Genomic DNA, 15,278 nt, shown 5'->3' on the forward strand with positions numbered 1-15,278 from the left:
GCCGCAAGCCACGCAAACTGAAGGCTTCCTGCCGATGCAAGCCTCGAAGAAAAATCTCAAGAAGTACCGATACTTAGCCAAAACACAGCACGAAAGGTGGTGCGCAGGCAGCCCTCAGGCGAGCCGGGACACCACGCGTGCGCCCCGCTCCGTACGCGCCTCCATGGCGGCAGCCCGACCGGTGCCGGCGTAGCTGAGATGCAGGATCAGATCGGGCGTCGGCAGGGCGCCCGTGCCTCGCTCAGGCCATTCCACCAGCACCAGGGCCGCGGGGTCTGACAGCGCATCCAGACCCAGCCATTCGAGCTCGCCCGGATCGGCAATGCGGTAGAGATCCAGGTGCCACGCGGCCCGATCCTGTGCGCGATAGGACTCGACCAGGCTGTAGGTAGGGCTTTTGATCCGCTCACCGACGCCCAGCGCCCCGAGCAATGCTCGCGCAAAGCTGGTCTTGCCGGCCCCCAGATCACCGTGCAGATAAACCACCAGCCCTTCATCGATCACGCCGGCCAGCTGTCGGGCCAGCGCGGCCGTAGCCGCTTCGTCGGCAAGCTCCCAGTGCTGATCCATCATGCGCCCTTTCCGTTCATGCGCCCTTTCCGTTGAGGAGGAGCCGCAGAGGCTCCAGCAGATCGCTGGCGAGCAGGCCGCGTTCGCCGCCCTTGCGGGCCGCAAGGTCACCCGCGCGCGCGTGCAAGCCCACGCCCAGGCAGGCCGCTTGCCAGGGCTCGCAACCCTGGCCAAGCAAGGCCGCGATGATGCCCGTCAGCAGGTCGCCCATGCCACCGGAAGCCATGCCGGGATTGCCCCAGGGACATACCGCCACTCGCCCCTCGGGTGCTGCCACGAGGCTGCCAGCGCCTTTCAAGACCACGATCGCGCCGAAACGATGTGCCAGTTCGCGCGCGGCCGCGAAACGGTCCGCGCCGATCGTCGCGGTATCGCAGCCCAGCAAGCGCGCCGCCTCACCCGGGTGCGGCGTCAGCACCGCGCGTCCCGCCAGCTGCCGTGGCTCACGCGCCAGCAGGTTCAGGCCGTCGGCATCGAGCACCAGGGGCAGCCCGGATTCCAGTGCGGTCAACCAGAGCGCGTGGCCCCAGGCGCCCTGCCCCAATCCGGGCCCTACCGCCAGCACGGTGGCGCGCTCCAGCAACGGCGCCAGCGCCTGCGGCCCATTCACCTCGTGCGCCATCATTTCCGGTCGAGCGCTATTGAGCGCCACCAGATGCTCGCCGCGCGTCGCCACACTGACCAGGCCCGCGCCACCACGCAGGGCAGCCTCGCTGCACAGGCGAATCGCCCCCGCCGTGCCGTGCTCGCCACCAATAGCGAGCACATGGCCGTTGTTGCCCTTGTGGGCCTGACGAGGGCGCGGTGGCAGGGCCTGCACCCGCAGCAGCTCGGCATCCGCGTGGCGTCCCTGCCACAGCGCCTCGGGTAAGCCCAAGCGGTCCAACTGCACGTGCCCCACATAACCCGGCGCCTGCCCCGTGTAGAGGCCGCGCTTGGCGGCAATGAACGTGACGGTGACATCAGCTTGCACGGACTCACCCGGCACCTCACCCGTATCGGCATTCACGCCCGACGGCACATCGAGCGCGAGAATGGGCGCGCCACGGGCCTGAATCTGGCGCACCAGCTGCGCAACGTCGGGTGCCAACGCGCGCCGCAGCCCGGTGCCGAACAAGCCATCGATCTGCACATCCGCCAAGGGCAACTCACCACTCCCCTGCCACAGATGCACCGTGCCACCGCCCTGTTCGAACTCGCGGCGCGCACGCACCGCGTCGTCGCCCTGGCTCTCGCCCAACGCGATCACGTCGGCATGCAAGCCAGCCTCAAGCGCCAGTGCGGCCAGCAGGTAGCCATCCCCACCGTTGTTGCCGGGGCCGCAATACACCGCGATGCGCCGCGCACGCGGCCAGTGCTGCCGAAGACAAACCAGCGCGGCCGCGGCGGCGCGCTGCATGAGTTCGTAGCCTGGGATGCCCAGTGACTCGATGGCGCGGCGATCGAGCGCACGCACCTGGTCGACGGTATAAAGCTCGTGGCGGTGGTCGTTGGCAGTCATCGGTGAATTATAGGCATGCCCGCCGCAGGACCTGGGCCTGCAGCACCTACAATAGGCACATGGCCGCGACTCCCCTGCACACGCCCGACTACGCTGCGCTCGCCCGCGATATCAAGCGCTGGGCGCGTGAGTTGGGCTTTGCCGATGCCGGCATCGCCGGGACGGATTTGGGCGAAGACGAGCTCCATCTCAAGCGTTGGCTGGATGCCGGTCACCATGGCGACATGGAGTACATGGCCCGTCACGGCGACAAGCGCAGTCGCCCGCACGAACTGGAGCCAGGCACCGTTCGCGTGGTTTCGGTGCGCATGGATTACATACCGCCAGGGACACGCAACGCGTGGAACGTGCTGGACGAACCCGAGGCCGCTTACGTGGCGCGCTATGCGCTGGGACGCGACTACCACAAGCTGATGCGCAACCGGCTCCAGAAACTTGCCGAGCGCATTCATGAGGTCATCGGCGATTTCGGTTATCGCGCCTTCGTCGACTCCGCCCCGGTGCTGGAAAAAGCGCTGGCGCGCAATGCCGGACTCGGCTGGATCGGCAAGCACACGGTGCTCATCAATCGTCAGGCCGGTTCGTATTTCTTCCTGGGCGAGCTGTATACCAACCTGCCTTTGCCGATCGACGAACCCGCCAGCGCGCACTGTGGCAGCTGTCGTCGCTGCATCGACATCTGTCCGACCCAAGCCATCGTCGGGCCTTACAAGCTCGATGCGCGCCGCTGCATTTCGTATCTCACCATCGAGCTGCGCGGCAGCATCCCCGAGGAACTGCGCGCGCCCATGGGCAACCGTATCTTTGGTTGCGACGACTGTCAGCTGATCTGCCCGTGGAACAAGTTTGCGCAGGACGCGACCGAGCCCGATTTCGCGCCACGCCACCAACTCGATGGCGCCAAACTCGTTGAGCTATTCGGCTGGAGCGAACAGGAATTCCTGCAACGCACCGAAGGCATGGCGATACGCCGCACCGGTTACGAGGGCTGGCTGCGAAATATCGCGGTCGCGCTCGGCAACGCGCCGCACACGGACGTCGTGCGACACGCGCTGCTATCCCGCGCCGAACACGCTTCACCGATCGTGCGCGAGCACGTCGCCTGGGCGTTGGCGCGGCATGCAGCGCAGGCGTAAGAGCCTCAGTTGCGTTCGTGCTGTTTCGTGCGACGTTCGTGGATCGCCTCGATCAACGCGCGCGTGGCGGAATCGAATGATTCCGTATCGTCCAGGCTGCCATCCAGCGCCGGCAAAATTTGCCGTGCAATCGACTTGCCCAACTCGACGCCCCATTGGTCAAAGGCATTGATGCCCCACAGGTGACCGAGCATGAACACCTTGTGTTCGTACAGCGCGATCAAGGCACCCAGGCTTTCAGGCGTCAGCGCATCGAGCATGATCACCGTGCTGGGGCGATCGCCCGGGAAGGTGCGCTGTGCCGCGAGTACACGGCGAGCCGACGCATCACCGTCCTTGGCTTCCGCCAGTGCCTCATCGAAGGTCTTGCCCAGCGCCAAAGCCGCGGCCTGCGCCAGCAGGTTCGACAGCAGCGCGTCGTGATTGGCCTGCAAATCGTGCGCCGGCTTCACCACGCCGATGAATTCCAGCGGCACGACATCCGTGCCTTGGTGCAAAGCCTGGAAATAAGCGTGCTGCGCATTGGTGCCTACGCTGCCCCACACGACGGGCGAGGTAGATTGCGCTGCCGGCTGGCCCTGCGGCGTGACCTGCTTGCCCAGGCTCTCCATCTCAAGCTGCTGAAGGTAGGAGGTGAGATCGGTAAGCAGATCCGCATAGGGCACCACGGCACGACTGCCGCGGCCCTGGGAGTTGCGATTCCATAGCTCCACCAGGCTCAACAACACGGGCAGGTTTTCATGCCAGGGCGCACTGCGGAAGTGGTCATCCACCTGAGCCGCACCGGCCAGCAAGGCACGAAAGTTGTACATGCCGATGGCCAGTGCCAACGACAAGCCGACGGCCGACCACAGTGAAAAGCGCCCGCCGACGAAGTCCCACATCGGATAGACCTGCGCCGCCGGCACGCCCCAGCTTTCCGCGGCGGCAACGTTTGCGCTCACGGCGAGGAAATGACGCGATACGGCGTTGGCGTCGCCGTCATAGGCGCGACTGATCCAGTCACGCAGCACGCCGCCATTGAGCAGGGTTTCCTGCGTCGTGAAGGTCTTGGAAACCACGATGACCAGGGTGCGCCTGGGATCGAGCGCGTGCATCAGCTCATAGGCCGACTGACCATCGACATTGGTCAGGAAGTGGCTGCGCAAGCCCGGCACGTGGAACGGCGCCAGCGCACGTACGGCCAGGCGCGGCCCCAGGTCGGAGCCGCCAATGCCGATGTTGACGACATCGGTGATGCCGGGGGCGAGGCCGAAGCTGGAGGCATTCCCCTGCCCAACCGCCTGCACCAGGGCGCCGATACGCTGCAGCGTCCGCTCGATCTCTTCGAGCGCATCGCGCGGTGCTGGTGACGACAGCGTGGAGCCACTCGCGCGCAGCGCCGTATGCAGCACGGCACGCTGTTCGGAGGTATTGATCGGCGCGCCCGCGAACATGGCGTCGCGAGCCGCCTGCCAACCGCTGGCCTCGGCATGTGCGCCAAGCGCTTCCAACGCCGCGTCGTCCAACTTCTGGCGGCTCAAATCCAGCAGGATGGGCCCGGCCCGATGCCGCAAGCGCTTACCGCGCTTGGAGTCCTTCAGCAATTCACGCAAATGGGTGCGTGCAAGACGGTCGACGTGCTCTGCCAGAAAGGACGAACGGTGCTCGGACGACATGGGCTCTCATGCATGACGGGAGGGAACCCCGATCTTACGCAGCTCCCAGCCCCGGATGCCAGCCTGAATGTTGCACCGCGGTCACACCCAGCCCATCAGCCAGGGCGCGGCTATTCAGGCCGCGACCATCTGCTTCGGAATCGAGCGGTTGGTATGCGAAATGCGGTTGTCGGCATCCACGTAGACCAGGGTCGGCTGGAACTGCTCGACTTCGGCCTCGGACATCTGCGCGAACGCGGCAATGATGATCAGGTCGCCCGGCTGGGCGCGGTGGGCCGCACTGCCGTTGACCGAAATGATGCCGGAACCCTCTTCGGCACGCAGCGCGTAAGTGACGAAGCGCTTGCCGTTGTTGATATTCCACGCATGGATCTGCTCGTACTCGCGGATGCCGGAGGCATCGAGCAGCAGGCCGTCGATAGCGATGGAGCCTTCGTAATGGAGCTCGGCGTGAGTCACCGTCGCACGGTGGATCTTGGCCTTGAGCAAATTCAGATTCATGACTTCGTTTCCGGCAGGTACAGCCCGCGTAGCGGGATATTATCCAGCCGGGCAACGCCGCATCGCAACATTGCGCGCGGGCTACCCTGGCTTTCGAGGGCTATATGGGGACGCTCAGTCGAACGGCAAGTTGTCGATCAGGCGGGTCTGGCCCAGCCGGGCCGCGATCAGGGCGACCAGGCCCACACGCTCGCCATCGGCGGGTTCGGCCAGGTCCTCGATGCGGCGGATGGCCGCATAGTCCGGATCGAAGCCGGCCCGCGCCAGCTTGGACGCCGCCGCCTGCTCCACCACCGTACGGGCGTGGCCCTTGGCGATCAGGTCGCGCATCTGCTGCAACGTGGCATAGACCTGCGGCGCCAGCGTGCGCTCCGCGGTCGACAGGTACTGGTTGCGGGAACTGAGCGCCAGGCCGTCGTCGGCGCGCAGCGTCGGCGCCCCCATGATCTTCACCGGTAGCGACATGTCGCGCACCATGCGCTCGATCACCTTGAGCTGCTGGAAGTCCTTCTGGCCAAACACGGCAAGATCGGGTTGGACCAGGTTGAACAGCTTGCAGACTACCGTCGCCACCCCATCGAAGTGCCCGGGGCGATGCGCTCCCTCCAGCGTCTCGGTGAGCTGGGGCACGTGAATACTTACGCTGTTCTGCGCACCGAACGGGTACAGGGTGGCCACTTCCGGCGCGAACAGCAGGTCGCACTCATGCTCGGCCAGTCCGCCCTGGTCCTGCACGAGCGTGCGCGGATAACGCTCGAAGTCCTCATTCGGGCCGAACTGGGTGGGATTGACGAACACGCTGGCGACCACCCGATCGGCGCGGGCGCGGGCCAGCTTGATCAAGGAGTGGTGGCCGGCGTGCAGGTTGCCCATGGTGGGCACGAAACCCACCGTCAGGCCCTGCCCGCGCCAGCCGCGGATCATGGCGCGCAGTGCCGCGGCGTCTTGCACAGTCTGCATGGTTGCTCTGCTCTAGGGGTGCTCTGGCTTCATTCGAAGCAGTGTTCAGGGGCCGGGAAGGCGCCGCTGCGCACATCCTCGGCGTAGGCGGCGATGGCCTTGGCCACCGAATCGCGTCCTGCGAGGAAATCCTTGCTGAACTTCGGACGCTTGCCCGGCGTGATGCCCAGCATGTCCTGCAGCACCAGCACCTGGCCGTCGCAGTGCGGGCCGGCACCGATGCCGATGGTGGGGATGGACACGGCGCGGGTAATGCGCTCGCCCAAGGCCGTCGGGATACCTTCGAGCACCAGCAGGGCTGCACCTGCGGCCTCCACCGCCTGCGCCTGCGCCACCATGTGGTCGGCCGCCTCCTGCTCGCGCCCCTGGATGCGGAAGCCACCAAACTTGTGCACCGATTGCGGCGTCAGACCCAGATGCGCGCACACCGGAATCGCTCGTTCCACCAGGGCCTCGATGGCCTCGAGGATATGTGGCGAGGCGCCCTCGATCTTGACCATGGCCGCGCCGCCCTCGCTCACCAGTTGGGCGGCGGCCTCAAGTGCATGAGCCACATCGCGATCGGCCATGAACGGCATGTCCGCCACCAGCAGGGTCGAGGCAAGGCCACGCGCCACGATACTGGTGTGATAGACCATGTGATCGAGCGTCACCGGCAAGGTGCTCGAATGCCCCTGGATCACCATGCCCAGCGAATCGCCGACCAGGGCGATATCGATGCCAGCCAGTTCCAGCTGAGTCGCAAACGTGGCGTCATACGCAGTGAGCATGACGATGCGACGACCTTCCGCCTTCATCGCACGCAACGACGGCACGGTGACCGGCTTGCGCGTGGGTGCGTTCGCTTTTTGCGCGTACACAACAGTTCCTCAGAGCGGAAATGGACGCCGATTATCCCGCGCTCGACGTGAAAGGCTCAAGGCAGTCGCTCACATCCGGCGACGTCCAGAGCAGCGAGCAGATCCATCACCCGCCCTTGCCCGGGCAAAACAAGGTCCGGTGCAAGATCATGCAGGGGCAGCAGCACAAACGCGCGCTCGTGGATGCGCGGGTGCGGCAGGCTGAGGCGCTCGTCCGACATGACCATGGCGTCCATATGCAACACGTCCAGATCAAGCGTACGCGGGCCCCAACGCTCACCGTCGCGCACCCGCCCCGCGGCTCGCTCAATCGCCAGCAGTGCGTTCAGCAGCTCATGCGGCGCCAGCGTCGTCTCGACCAGCGCCACGGCATTGACGAACGACGGCTGATCCAGCACACCCCACGGCGGCGTGCGGTAGAGCTGCGAGCGCGCGATCAGCTGCGTGCCGGGCAAGCTCGCCAGCGCGTCAAAGGCGGACAGCACCTGTGCACGCGCATCACCCAGATTGCTGCCCAGCGCGATAAAAGCTTCGGTCACACCGAATCCGATTTATGACCCGACTTACCCGCGGGCTTGCGGCGTCGGCGCTTACGCGGCTTCGCGGCGGCGGCAGCGGGTTCACTTGCGTTGCCCTGCGGTACGCCCGCCAACGCGGCGGCAAGCGTCTCATGGGGCAATTGCTGCGCATGCGCCCACCACTGTCCCAGCTCGTTGATCGCAGGCGACTCCGCCGCGCGCAACAACAGGAAATCGAAGGCTGCGCGAAAGCGCGGATGCGTCATCAGGCGGAAAACACGCTTGCGCTGGACCTGTTCAAAACGCGGCTGCAGCGCCCAGATTTCTTCCATGGTGAGGGTGAAACGGCGAGGTATCGCCACCCGCTGGCATTGCTCTGCCACAACCTGTGCTGCCGCACGATCCCACGCTGCCGTGCTTTCCATGCCATTGGTGATCCAGGTGTGCGCGAGATCGCGCACTTCACCCCACAACAGCACAGCGAACAGGAAAGCCGGGGTAACCGATTTGCCTTCGGCAAGACGCGCGTCAGTATTGGCGAGCCCCTGCTCGACCAAGGCGCGCAACGCCTTGTCGCCCCGCTTGAGCGCACGCGCCGTCGCCGGAAACATGAACTTCAACAGCCCGGTCTGCTCCAACATGTGGAAGCTCTTGAGCCCGTGCCCGGCCAGGAACAGCTTGAGCGACTCGTCGAACAGGCGCGCTGGCGCAGCATCGGCCAAGAGCGGGCCCAGCTCGACGAACGGCGCCGATGCGGCGGCATCAATGCGGAAATTGAGCTTGGCGGCGAGACGAACGGCACGCAGCATGCGCACCGGATCTTCGCGGTAGCGGGTGGATGGGTCACCGATCAGATGCAGCACGCGATTCTCCACGTCCGGCATGCCGCCGACGTAATCGCGCACCGAGAAATCGCTGATGTCGTAATAAAGCGCATTGACGCGGAAGTCGCGACGTATCGCATCCTCCTCGATGCTGCCCCACACGTTGTCGCGCACGATGCGGCCATCGACGATGTGGCGATCGCCTTCGCTGGCGTCCTCTTCGCCGGTGCCGCGGAATGTGGCCACCTCGATGATCTCGGGCCCGTACACCACATGGGCGAGGCGGAAACGACGCCCGATCAGGCGCGAGTTCCGGAATAGCTTCTTCACTTCTTCCGGCGTGGCGTTGGTGGCGACGTCGAAATCCTTGGGGTGCCCACCAAGCAGGAGATCGCGCACGGCACCGCCAACCAGATAGGCCTGATAGCCGGCTTCATTGAGGCGATACAGAACGCGCAATGCTGCCTTGCTGATGTTCTTGCGCGAAATCACGTGTTGCTCGCGCGGAATGATGCGCAATGCAGCCGTGGCGTTGGTCCTTGCGTCGTGATTCAAGCGGTGTGGATCCTTGCGGCGCGTGGCGCCATTCAAAGCGATCAGTCGCGGCGCCAGGCGCCGCCTCCATGTCCACCATGGCTGCATGGACCAGGTGGAATCGTTCCTCACGGCGGGACAAAAGTCGTCCTCGGGCATTGCCGGGCGAAACAATTCCGATATACTAGCGCGCTCCGGTGCATTTCGCTCCCTTCGTCTAGTGGCCTAGGACACCGCCCTCTCAAGGCGGGAACACGAGTTCGAACCTCGTAGGGAGCGCCACTTCCGGCCTGGCACGGGCCCCGGCTTCCAGAACAGGCGCGCGACAGCATGACCTTTGTCGTCACCGATAACTGCATCAAGTGCAAATACACCGATTGCGTCGAGGTTTGCCCTGTCGACGCATTCCACGAGGGTCCCAACTTCCTCGTGATCAATCCGGACGAGTGCATCGACTGCACCCTATGTGAGCCGGAATGCCCGATCAATGCCATTTACCCCGAGGACGACGTGCCTGCCGGGCAGGAATCCTTCGTGGCGCTGAACGCGGATCTGGCCAAGAGCTGGCCGGTGATCACCGAGCGCAAGGATGGCCTGGCGGACGCCAAGGACTGGGAAAACAAACCCGGCAAACTCGACCTGCTCGAGCGCTGAAAGTCCCGCCCCGGTTCTGGGCAGCTGCGCAAAAACCGCTAGCCAGATAGAAAAAACGCCGCCCAAGGGCGGCGTTTTCTTTGCTGCGCGTGCGCTACTCAGGTGCCGCCAAGGCGCGACTTGAGCGTATCGATCACCTTGGCCACCGCCGCAGCGTCGCCCTGGGCACGGACCTCGCTAGCCTTTTCGCCGCTGCCGCCGATGGTCAGCTGCACCTGATGCGGGGCAGCGCCCGGCGCGTCGGCCGTCTGCTTCGACTTGCCATTGAACATGCTGCTGAAGAAACCCTTCTTGGCCGTCGGCTCATCCGAGGCCACCACGCTCAAGGTGTAGGTATGCGCCGCATCGTCGTGAGCAACCACTTCGCCGATGTCGCCCTTCTCCAGCGCCTGGCCCACGCGACCGTAGGTGCTATCGACATTGTCGTTCAGCACGAAGCCGTCGGCGATCGTGCCGCCGCTCTTGCCAATTCGGGCAGTCGCGCCATTGGAGGTCGGGTTGTTGGCGCCCGGCTCAGGAATGACCAACGCGGCACTCGTGGACGGCGTATCCAGGCCCGGCGGGATTTCCAGCGGCGACTCCTGCTTGGCCGCTTCCCAGGCCTTGTGCGAACGGAACATGCCACAGCCGGAGAGCAGCAAGGCGGAAACGGCCAAAACCGGCAAGGCCACGACAAGCGGGGTTTTCTTCATGTAAGCAAATTCCGTAGGAGTATCAGTTGGCCAAAACGTCAGGCCGCATTCGCCAAGGATGCCAGACCCGCCAGCGCTTCGCGTAGTCGCGCGCGGTCAGGACCGTCTTCCAGTTCAACCAAGGGCAGACGTGGCGACGCCATACCCAGCCCCAGCGAGGGCAACCCAGCCTTCACCGCAATCGGGTTCGGCGCGCAATTGAGCGCCTCCACCAGCGGTGCCAGCACTGCATCACAGCGCTGGGCCTCAAGCCGGTCGCCCGCCGTGGCCGCGTCGCACAACATACGAAACGCGCGAGGCACCAGATTGGCTACCACCGAGATAGTACCAGCCGCCCCGGCCAACATGGCCTTGGCGGCCGTGCCGTCGTCACCGGACAGATAGACGAAATCCGGCCGCGCAAGTTCCGCACAGGCACGAATGCGCTCATCGGTGCTGACCGCTTCCTTGATCCCGACGATCGACGGATGCTCACGCAATACCGCCACGGTTTCCGGCAACAAGTCGCAGGCCGTGCGGGTGGGTACGTTGTACAGCAGCACCGGCAGGCCGCCCTGCTCCGCCACTTCCACATAGTGCCGACGCAGACCTTCCTGGGTCGGTCGCACATAGTAAGGCGCCACCACCAGCGCAGCATCGGCGCCCAGTGCCTTGGCTCGGCGGGTCAGCGTCACCGTCTTGGCCGTGCCCGCCTCGCCAGTACCTGCGATCACCACCATACGGCCCGCTACGCGCTCGACCGTGAAGGCAAGCAGACGCTCATATTCGTCGTGCTCAAGCATATGTGCCTCGCCCGTGGACCCGGCGACCACCACCCCTTCCGTGCCGCCCTCGATCTGGTAATCGAGCAGCCGCCCGAATGCCGCCAGATCGAGTGCCCCGTCCGCCGCGAACGGCGTGACCAGCGCACAGATGCTTCCGCGAATGTCCAAAACCCGCTCCGGCTGAAAACCAAGCCCAGCATGTTACCGGAAATCCTTCTCCGGCCAATACAGGGCCTTAGAGCCAAATCCCTGAGCCTGGCGGTGCCGTCCGCCCCCCGCGCTGGCGTCAGCCACGGCGGTCGATGGTCTATGGCGCAGCCCCGTGCAACGGACGGACGCCATGCCCGCTCACGGCGGCCCCTCAAAGCCATGCGACACGGCCTTACTTGCGGCCTTCCAGTGGCGGCAAGTAAGCTCGGCCAGTCAACCGCCACCCCGCGGCGTACGGGGGTTGCCACAGGTGGATTTCCTTGAATCGTTCCTCCGCGCGAACCGGCACTGACAATCAGCTGCTGATCCAGACGCTGACCCCAGCCCCACGAACCCCTTTGTTGACGCTGGCCCGGCGTATTGCAGAGGCCGGCTGCAACCTGGCTGACGCACGGGTATCGACCCTAGGCTCGGATACCTCGTTGACCCTGCTTGCCACGGGCGCCTGGGACGCGGTGGCCAAGCTGGAGTCGTCACTGACCAAGTTGGCGCGTGAAGAGGACCTGCGGCTGGTCCACTACCGCACGGGACCACGGGAACATCACTCGCACTTGCTGCCTTATCTGATCGAGGTGATCTCGGCCGACCGACCGGGCATCCTGGTGAAGATCATCGATTTTTTCGATCGCCGCGACATCGTCATCGAGCAGCTCAGCTCGCTGCGTTACCAGGCCATGCAGACCGGTGCGGAAATGTTCCAGGCTCAGATCACGATCGGCATTCCGGCACAGACTCATATCGCAGCGCTGCGCGATGATTTCCTTGAGTTCTGCGATGGCCTGAATCTAGACGCCATCATGGACCCGGTGAAGTTCTGAGGCCCGCGGGATGCACGCAACGGCGGTATTTTTAAGGCTGCCGCCGGATTGCTGAGAATGCCGCTCGAAGCGTCGCCTTGCAAGGGCTGTTATCCGTCGCTGCACGCGCTAGTCTCTGTCTCCAGGCAGCACCGGAGCACACGCATGCAGCAGGCGGGTCGAGCAACACCGATCGCAAGGCACACAGCCCCTGCCTGTGCGACAGCCTCCACCGCCCTGCACTTCCCTCTCGCCAACGATCAGTCGAAGCCATCCGCGGCTTCGCCGGAGAACCCATGCCCGAAGTCGGCAAAAAAGTCCCCAAGCTCAAAGGCCCCACCGGCGACGGCGGCGAGCTGAAACTCGACAGCCTCAAAGGACAGTGGGTGGTGGTGTATTTCTACCCAAAGGACAGCACCCCGGGCTGCACCAACGAGGCAAAGGACTTCCGCGATCTCTATCCGGCCTTCCAGAAGCGTCGCGCAGAAATCATCGGGGTCTCGCGCGATTCAGTGAAATCCCACGCCAACTTCGCCGCCAAGCAGGAGCTGCCGTTTCCGCTCGTTTCCGACCCGGACGAAACCTGGTGCCAGGCCTTCGACGTGATCCACGAGAAGGTGCTGTACGGAAAACGTCACATGGGTGTCGTACGAAGTACGTTCCTGATCGATCCCGAGGGCAAGCTGGTGCAGGCATGGCGCAGCGTGAAAGTTCCGGGCCACGCCCAAGCCGTGCTCGACGCCATCCCCGCCAAGTGACCTTCCCCCGCCCTTTCCGCCGCGCCACCGACCGTCCTCCCGGATGGACGGCTGGCGTGGTTTATGGCACCCCGGCCGCCGAGGCCGGCTCCCCGCGGTATACCGCATGCCGCGGTTCATTCACCTCGCACTCTGAAGAGGTTCCTTCCGTATGACCGGAAGCAAGCGCATCTACGCTCTCGACACCAATGTGTTGCTGCACGATCCGACCTCGCTGTTCCGCTTCGAAGAGCACGACGTCTTTATCCCCATGACGGTGTTGGAGGAACTGGACGAAAAGAAAAAGGGAGCTTCGGAAGTCTCCCGCAATGGTCGCCAGGTCAGCCGCTTTCTCAATGAACTGATCGAACGCGGCAATGGCCATGGCATCAGCAACGGCCTGGAACTGACCAATCCGCAAGGCATCAATCTCAAGCGCGGCACCGCGGTGGGCCGCCTGTATTTCCAACAGCGCACCACCAACGGCCACGGCAAGGCGGACAACCAGATTCTGTCGGCCGTGATCGAGCTGCGCGACCAGAACCCCGATCGCGCCGTGGTACTGGTCACCAAGGACATCAATCTCCGCATCAAGGCCAAGATCTACGGCATCCACGCGGAAGACTACGAAAATGATCGCGCGCTGGACGATTTCGCGCTGCTCTTTACCGGCTCAACTGAACTCACCGAGGATTTCTGGGATCGCCACCCGGAAGTGCAGTCGTGGAACGAACGCGGGCGCACTTACTACAAGCTGGATCGGCGCAAGGAAGAGGATTGGTATCCGAACCAGTGCCTGTTCCTGCCCGGCGAAAACAGTGTGGAAATGCGCGTTCTGCATGTCGACGATGCCAAGGCGACCCTGGTGCTGCTCGATGACCATAGCCATGCCAATCACAGCGTTTGGGGCATCGCCGCGCGCAATCGCGAACAGAATTTTGCACTGAATGTGCTGATGGATCCGGATGTGGATTTCGTCACCCTGCTCGGCACGGCCGGCACCGGCAAGACCCTGCTGGCGCTCGCTGCGGGCCTGGCGCAAGTGATGGACCAGCAGCGCTACCGAGAAATCATCATGACGCGCGCCACGGTTTCCGTAGGCGAGGACATCGGCTTCCTGCCCGGCACCGAGGAAGAAAAGATGACGCCGTGGATGGGCGCCCTCACCGACAATCTGGAAGTGCTCACCAACCCCCAGGAGGGTGGCAGCTGGGGACGTCAGGCCACCAACGACCTGCTTGCCTCGCGCATCAAGATCCGCTCGATGAACTTCATGCGCGGGCGCACCTTTCTGAGCCGCTATCTGATCATCGACGAGGCGCAGAACCTCACGCCCAAGCAGATGAAAACGCTGATCACGCGCGCCGGCCCCGGCACCAAGATCATCTGTCTGGGCAACGTGGAGCAGATCGACACGCCCTACCTGACCGAAACCACCTCCGGCCTCACCTACGCGGTGGACCGCTTCAAGCACTGGGATCACTCGGCGCATATCACGTTGCGCCGCGGCGAGCGCTCGCGTCTGGCGGACTTCGCGTCGGAGGCGTTATAAGCTCTGCCGATGCCACGTAGCGCACCACCCATCGCCCTCACCATCGCCGGATCCGACTCCGGCGGTGGTGCGGGCATCCAGGCCGATCTGAAAACCTTCCACGCTCGCGGCGTGCACGGGCTGTCGGTCATCGCGGCGATCACCTCGCAGAACACGCGTGGCGTTACGGCGGTACATACCGTGCCGCTCAAACATATCCGCAGCCAGATCGCCGTTGTGTTCGAGGATTTTCCGATCGGCGCCGTGAAAACGGGCATGCTGGGCAGTGCCGCGGTCACTCGCCTCGTGGCTAAAGAAATGACGGTGCGCAAACCGGCATGGCTGGTGGTCGATCCGGTGATGATCGCGACCAGCGGCGCACGCCTGCTGGATGCGGACGCCGTGCAAGCCATGGTCGAAGAGCTCATTCCGCTTGCCGACGTTCTTACCCCCAACCTGCCCGAAGCCGAGGCCTTGCTTGGCCGCAAGCTACGTACGCCCCAGGACTACGACTACGCTGGCGAAGCCCTGTTAGGCCTCGGAGCCCGCACCGTCCTGCTGAAGGGTGGTCATTCCGACGAGCGCGACGTGGTGGACCGCTACTACGACGACCGCGGCGTGATGGAGCTTCGCCATCCGCGCATGCCCATCGAAGGCCATGGTACCGGCTGTACGCTGGCTTCCGCGATTGCCGCTGAACTCGCCAAGGGACATGGTCCACGCTCCGCCGTGCGCCGCGCCGTGGCTTATGTCCACCGAGCGCTGGAGCGCAGCTACCGGCCCGGTGGCGGCAACGCTCATGTTCTGAAACACTGACGACCGGCGCATCAC

General features: G+C 64.5%; 16 protein-coding genes and 1 tRNA gene. 7 read left to right on the top strand and 10 right to left on the bottom strand.

The window, feature by feature from the left end; translation table 11 throughout:
* Nucleotides 1-114: 114 nt before the first annotated feature.
* Together tsaE and OUZ30_RS13040 are read right to left on the bottom strand one after the other, a co-directional pair.
* The gene (gene tsaE / locus OUZ30_RS13035; protein WP_266182736.1) at nt 115-573 is read right to left on the bottom strand and encodes a tRNA (adenosine(37)-N6)-threonylcarbamoyltransferase complex ATPase subunit type 1 TsaE; all 459 of its coding nucleotides are present in this window, start codon (nt 571-573) and stop codon (nt 115-117) included.
* Between the two features lie 13 nt (nt 574-586).
* Nucleotides 587-2,071 carry an NAD(P)H-hydrate dehydratase gene (locus OUZ30_RS13040; RefSeq protein ID WP_266182737.1) on the bottom strand — a complete coding sequence of 495 codons (1,485 nt, stop codon included), beginning with the start codon at nt 2,069-2,071 and terminating at the stop codon, nt 587-589.
* Between the two features lie 59 nt (nt 2,072-2,130).
* Here OUZ30_RS13040 and queG point away from each other — a divergent pair, with 59 nt between their 5' ends.
* Nucleotides 2,131-3,207 carry a tRNA epoxyqueuosine(34) reductase QueG gene (gene queG, locus OUZ30_RS13045; RefSeq protein WP_266182738.1) on the top strand — a complete coding sequence of 359 codons (1,077 nt, stop codon included), beginning with the start codon at nt 2,131-2,133 and terminating at the stop codon, nt 3,205-3,207.
* Nucleotides 3,208-3,212: 5 nt separating this feature from the next.
* Here the strand turns inward: queG and pgi are convergent, their stop codons facing one another.
* The 6 genes from pgi to pcnB form a co-directional block, all read right to left on the bottom strand.
* Entirely contained in the window at nt 3,213-4,865 is a 1,653-nt protein-coding gene (gene pgi, locus OUZ30_RS13050) for a glucose-6-phosphate isomerase (protein WP_266182740.1), read from the bottom strand.
* A 114-nt stretch (nt 4,866-4,979) separates the two neighbouring features.
* Nucleotides 4,980-5,366, bottom strand: a complete 387-nt coding sequence (panD, locus tag OUZ30_RS13055; RefSeq protein ID WP_266182741.1) for an aspartate 1-decarboxylase — start codon at nt 5,364-5,366, stop codon at nt 4,980-4,982.
* Nucleotides 5,367-5,480: 114 nt separating this feature from the next.
* Nucleotides 5,481-6,326, bottom strand: a complete 846-nt coding sequence (gene panC / locus OUZ30_RS13060; protein WP_266182742.1) for a pantoate--beta-alanine ligase — start codon at nt 6,324-6,326, stop codon at nt 5,481-5,483.
* A gap of 29 nt (nt 6,327-6,355) precedes the next feature.
* Nucleotides 6,356-7,186 carry a 3-methyl-2-oxobutanoate hydroxymethyltransferase gene (gene panB / locus OUZ30_RS13065; RefSeq protein WP_266182743.1) on the bottom strand — a complete coding sequence of 277 codons (831 nt, stop codon included), beginning with the start codon at nt 7,184-7,186 and terminating at the stop codon, nt 6,356-6,358.
* A 56-nt stretch (nt 7,187-7,242) separates the two neighbouring features.
* Nucleotides 7,243-7,725, bottom strand: coding sequence for a 2-amino-4-hydroxy-6-hydroxymethyldihydropteridine diphosphokinase (gene folK / locus OUZ30_RS13070; RefSeq protein ID WP_266182744.1), 483 nt, complete (start codon nt 7,723-7,725; stop codon nt 7,243-7,245).
* Nucleotides 7,722-9,083, bottom strand: coding sequence for a polynucleotide adenylyltransferase PcnB (pcnB, locus tag OUZ30_RS13075; protein WP_266182745.1), 1,362 nt, complete (start codon nt 9,081-9,083; stop codon nt 7,722-7,724). Before pcnB ends, folK begins: the two co-directional genes overlap by 4 nt.
* Before the next feature lie 185 nt (nt 9,084-9,268).
* Here pcnB and OUZ30_RS13080 point away from each other — a divergent pair.
* Together OUZ30_RS13080 and fdxA are read left to right on the top strand one after the other, a co-directional pair.
* Nucleotides 9,269-9,344, top strand: a tRNA-Glu gene (locus OUZ30_RS13080).
* 48 nt (nt 9,345-9,392) lie between these two features.
* Nucleotides 9,393-9,716, top strand: coding sequence for a ferredoxin FdxA (gene fdxA / locus OUZ30_RS13085; RefSeq protein WP_266150345.1), 324 nt, complete (start codon nt 9,393-9,395; stop codon nt 9,714-9,716).
* Between the two features lie 98 nt (nt 9,717-9,814).
* Here the strand turns inward: fdxA and OUZ30_RS13090 are convergent, their stop codons facing one another.
* Nucleotides 9,815-10,408 (bottom strand): hypothetical protein, encoded by a 594-nt coding sequence (locus OUZ30_RS13090; RefSeq protein WP_266182746.1) that lies wholly within the window; start codon nt 10,406-10,408, stop codon nt 9,815-9,817.
* A 38-nt stretch (nt 10,409-10,446) separates the two neighbouring features.
* Nucleotides 10,447-11,340: a 4-hydroxy-tetrahydrodipicolinate synthase gene (dapA, locus tag OUZ30_RS13095; protein WP_266182747.1), complete on the bottom strand. Its 894-nt coding sequence runs from the start codon at nt 11,338-11,340 to the stop codon at nt 10,447-10,449.
* A 296-nt stretch (nt 11,341-11,636) separates the two neighbouring features.
* Here dapA and OUZ30_RS13100 point away from each other — a divergent pair, with 296 nt between their 5' ends.
* The 4 genes from OUZ30_RS13100 to thiD all read left to right on the top strand — a co-directional run bounded on the left by OUZ30_RS13100 (nt 11,637) and on the right by thiD (nt 15,263).
* Nucleotides 11,637-12,200: a glycine cleavage system transcriptional repressor gene (locus tag OUZ30_RS13100; RefSeq protein ID WP_266183173.1), complete on the top strand. Its 564-nt coding sequence runs from the start codon at nt 11,637-11,639 to the stop codon at nt 12,198-12,200.
* Between the two features lie 275 nt (nt 12,201-12,475).
* Nucleotides 12,476-12,937, top strand: a complete 462-nt coding sequence (locus tag OUZ30_RS13105) for a peroxiredoxin (protein WP_266182748.1) — start codon at nt 12,476-12,478, stop codon at nt 12,935-12,937.
* Between the two features lie 151 nt (nt 12,938-13,088).
* Complete coding sequence (locus OUZ30_RS13110; RefSeq protein WP_266182749.1) at nt 13,089-14,468, top strand: PhoH family protein; 1,380 nt, start codon at nt 13,089-13,091, stop codon at nt 14,466-14,468.
* Between the two features lie 9 nt (nt 14,469-14,477).
* Nucleotides 14,478-15,263 (top strand): bifunctional hydroxymethylpyrimidine kinase/phosphomethylpyrimidine kinase, encoded by a 786-nt coding sequence (gene thiD / locus OUZ30_RS13115; protein ID WP_266182750.1) that lies wholly within the window; start codon nt 14,478-14,480, stop codon nt 15,261-15,263.
* The last annotated feature ends 15 nt before the right edge of the window (nt 15,264-15,278 follow it).

The sequence above is a fragment of the Dyella humicola genome (genome assembly GCF_026283945.1).
In the GTDB taxonomy this organism is placed as follows: Bacteria; Pseudomonadota; Gammaproteobacteria; order Xanthomonadales; family Rhodanobacteraceae; genus Dyella; species Dyella humicola.

What these genes read in the sequence shown, in the direction of transcription:
- thiD (WP_266182750.1), top strand. Translation starts at nt 14,478, where the DNA reads ATGCCACGTAGCGCACCACCCATCGCCCTCACCATCGCCGGATCCGAC.
- OUZ30_RS13040 (WP_266182737.1), bottom strand. Translation starts at nt 2,071, where the DNA reads ATGACTGCCAACGACCACCGCCACGAGCTTTATACCGTCGACCAGGTG.
- panC (WP_266182742.1), bottom strand. Translation starts at nt 6,326, where the DNA reads ATGCAGACTGTGCAAGACGCCGCGGCACTGCGCGCCATGATCCGCGGC.
- pgi (WP_266182740.1), bottom strand. Translation starts at nt 4,865, where the DNA reads ATGTCGTCCGAGCACCGTTCGTCCTTTCTGGCAGAGCACGTCGACCGT.
- OUZ30_RS13090 (WP_266182746.1), bottom strand. Translation starts at nt 10,408, where the DNA reads ATGAAGAAAACCCCGCTTGTCGTGGCCTTGCCGGTTTTGGCCGTTTCC.
- queG (WP_266182738.1), top strand. Translation starts at nt 2,131, where the DNA reads ATGGCCGCGACTCCCCTGCACACGCCCGACTACGCTGCGCTCGCCCGC.
- tsaE (WP_266182736.1), bottom strand. Translation starts at nt 573, where the DNA reads ATGATGGATCAGCACTGGGAGCTTGCCGACGAAGCGGCTACGGCCGCG.
- panD (WP_266182741.1), bottom strand. Translation starts at nt 5,366, where the DNA reads ATGAATCTGAATTTGCTCAAGGCCAAGATCCACCGTGCGACGGTGACT.
- OUZ30_RS13110 (WP_266182749.1), top strand. Translation starts at nt 13,089, where the DNA reads ATGACCGGAAGCAAGCGCATCTACGCTCTCGACACCAATGTGTTGCTG.
- OUZ30_RS13105 (WP_266182748.1), top strand. Translation starts at nt 12,476, where the DNA reads ATGCCCGAAGTCGGCAAAAAAGTCCCCAAGCTCAAAGGCCCCACCGGC.
- fdxA (WP_266150345.1), top strand. Translation starts at nt 9,393, where the DNA reads ATGACCTTTGTCGTCACCGATAACTGCATCAAGTGCAAATACACCGAT.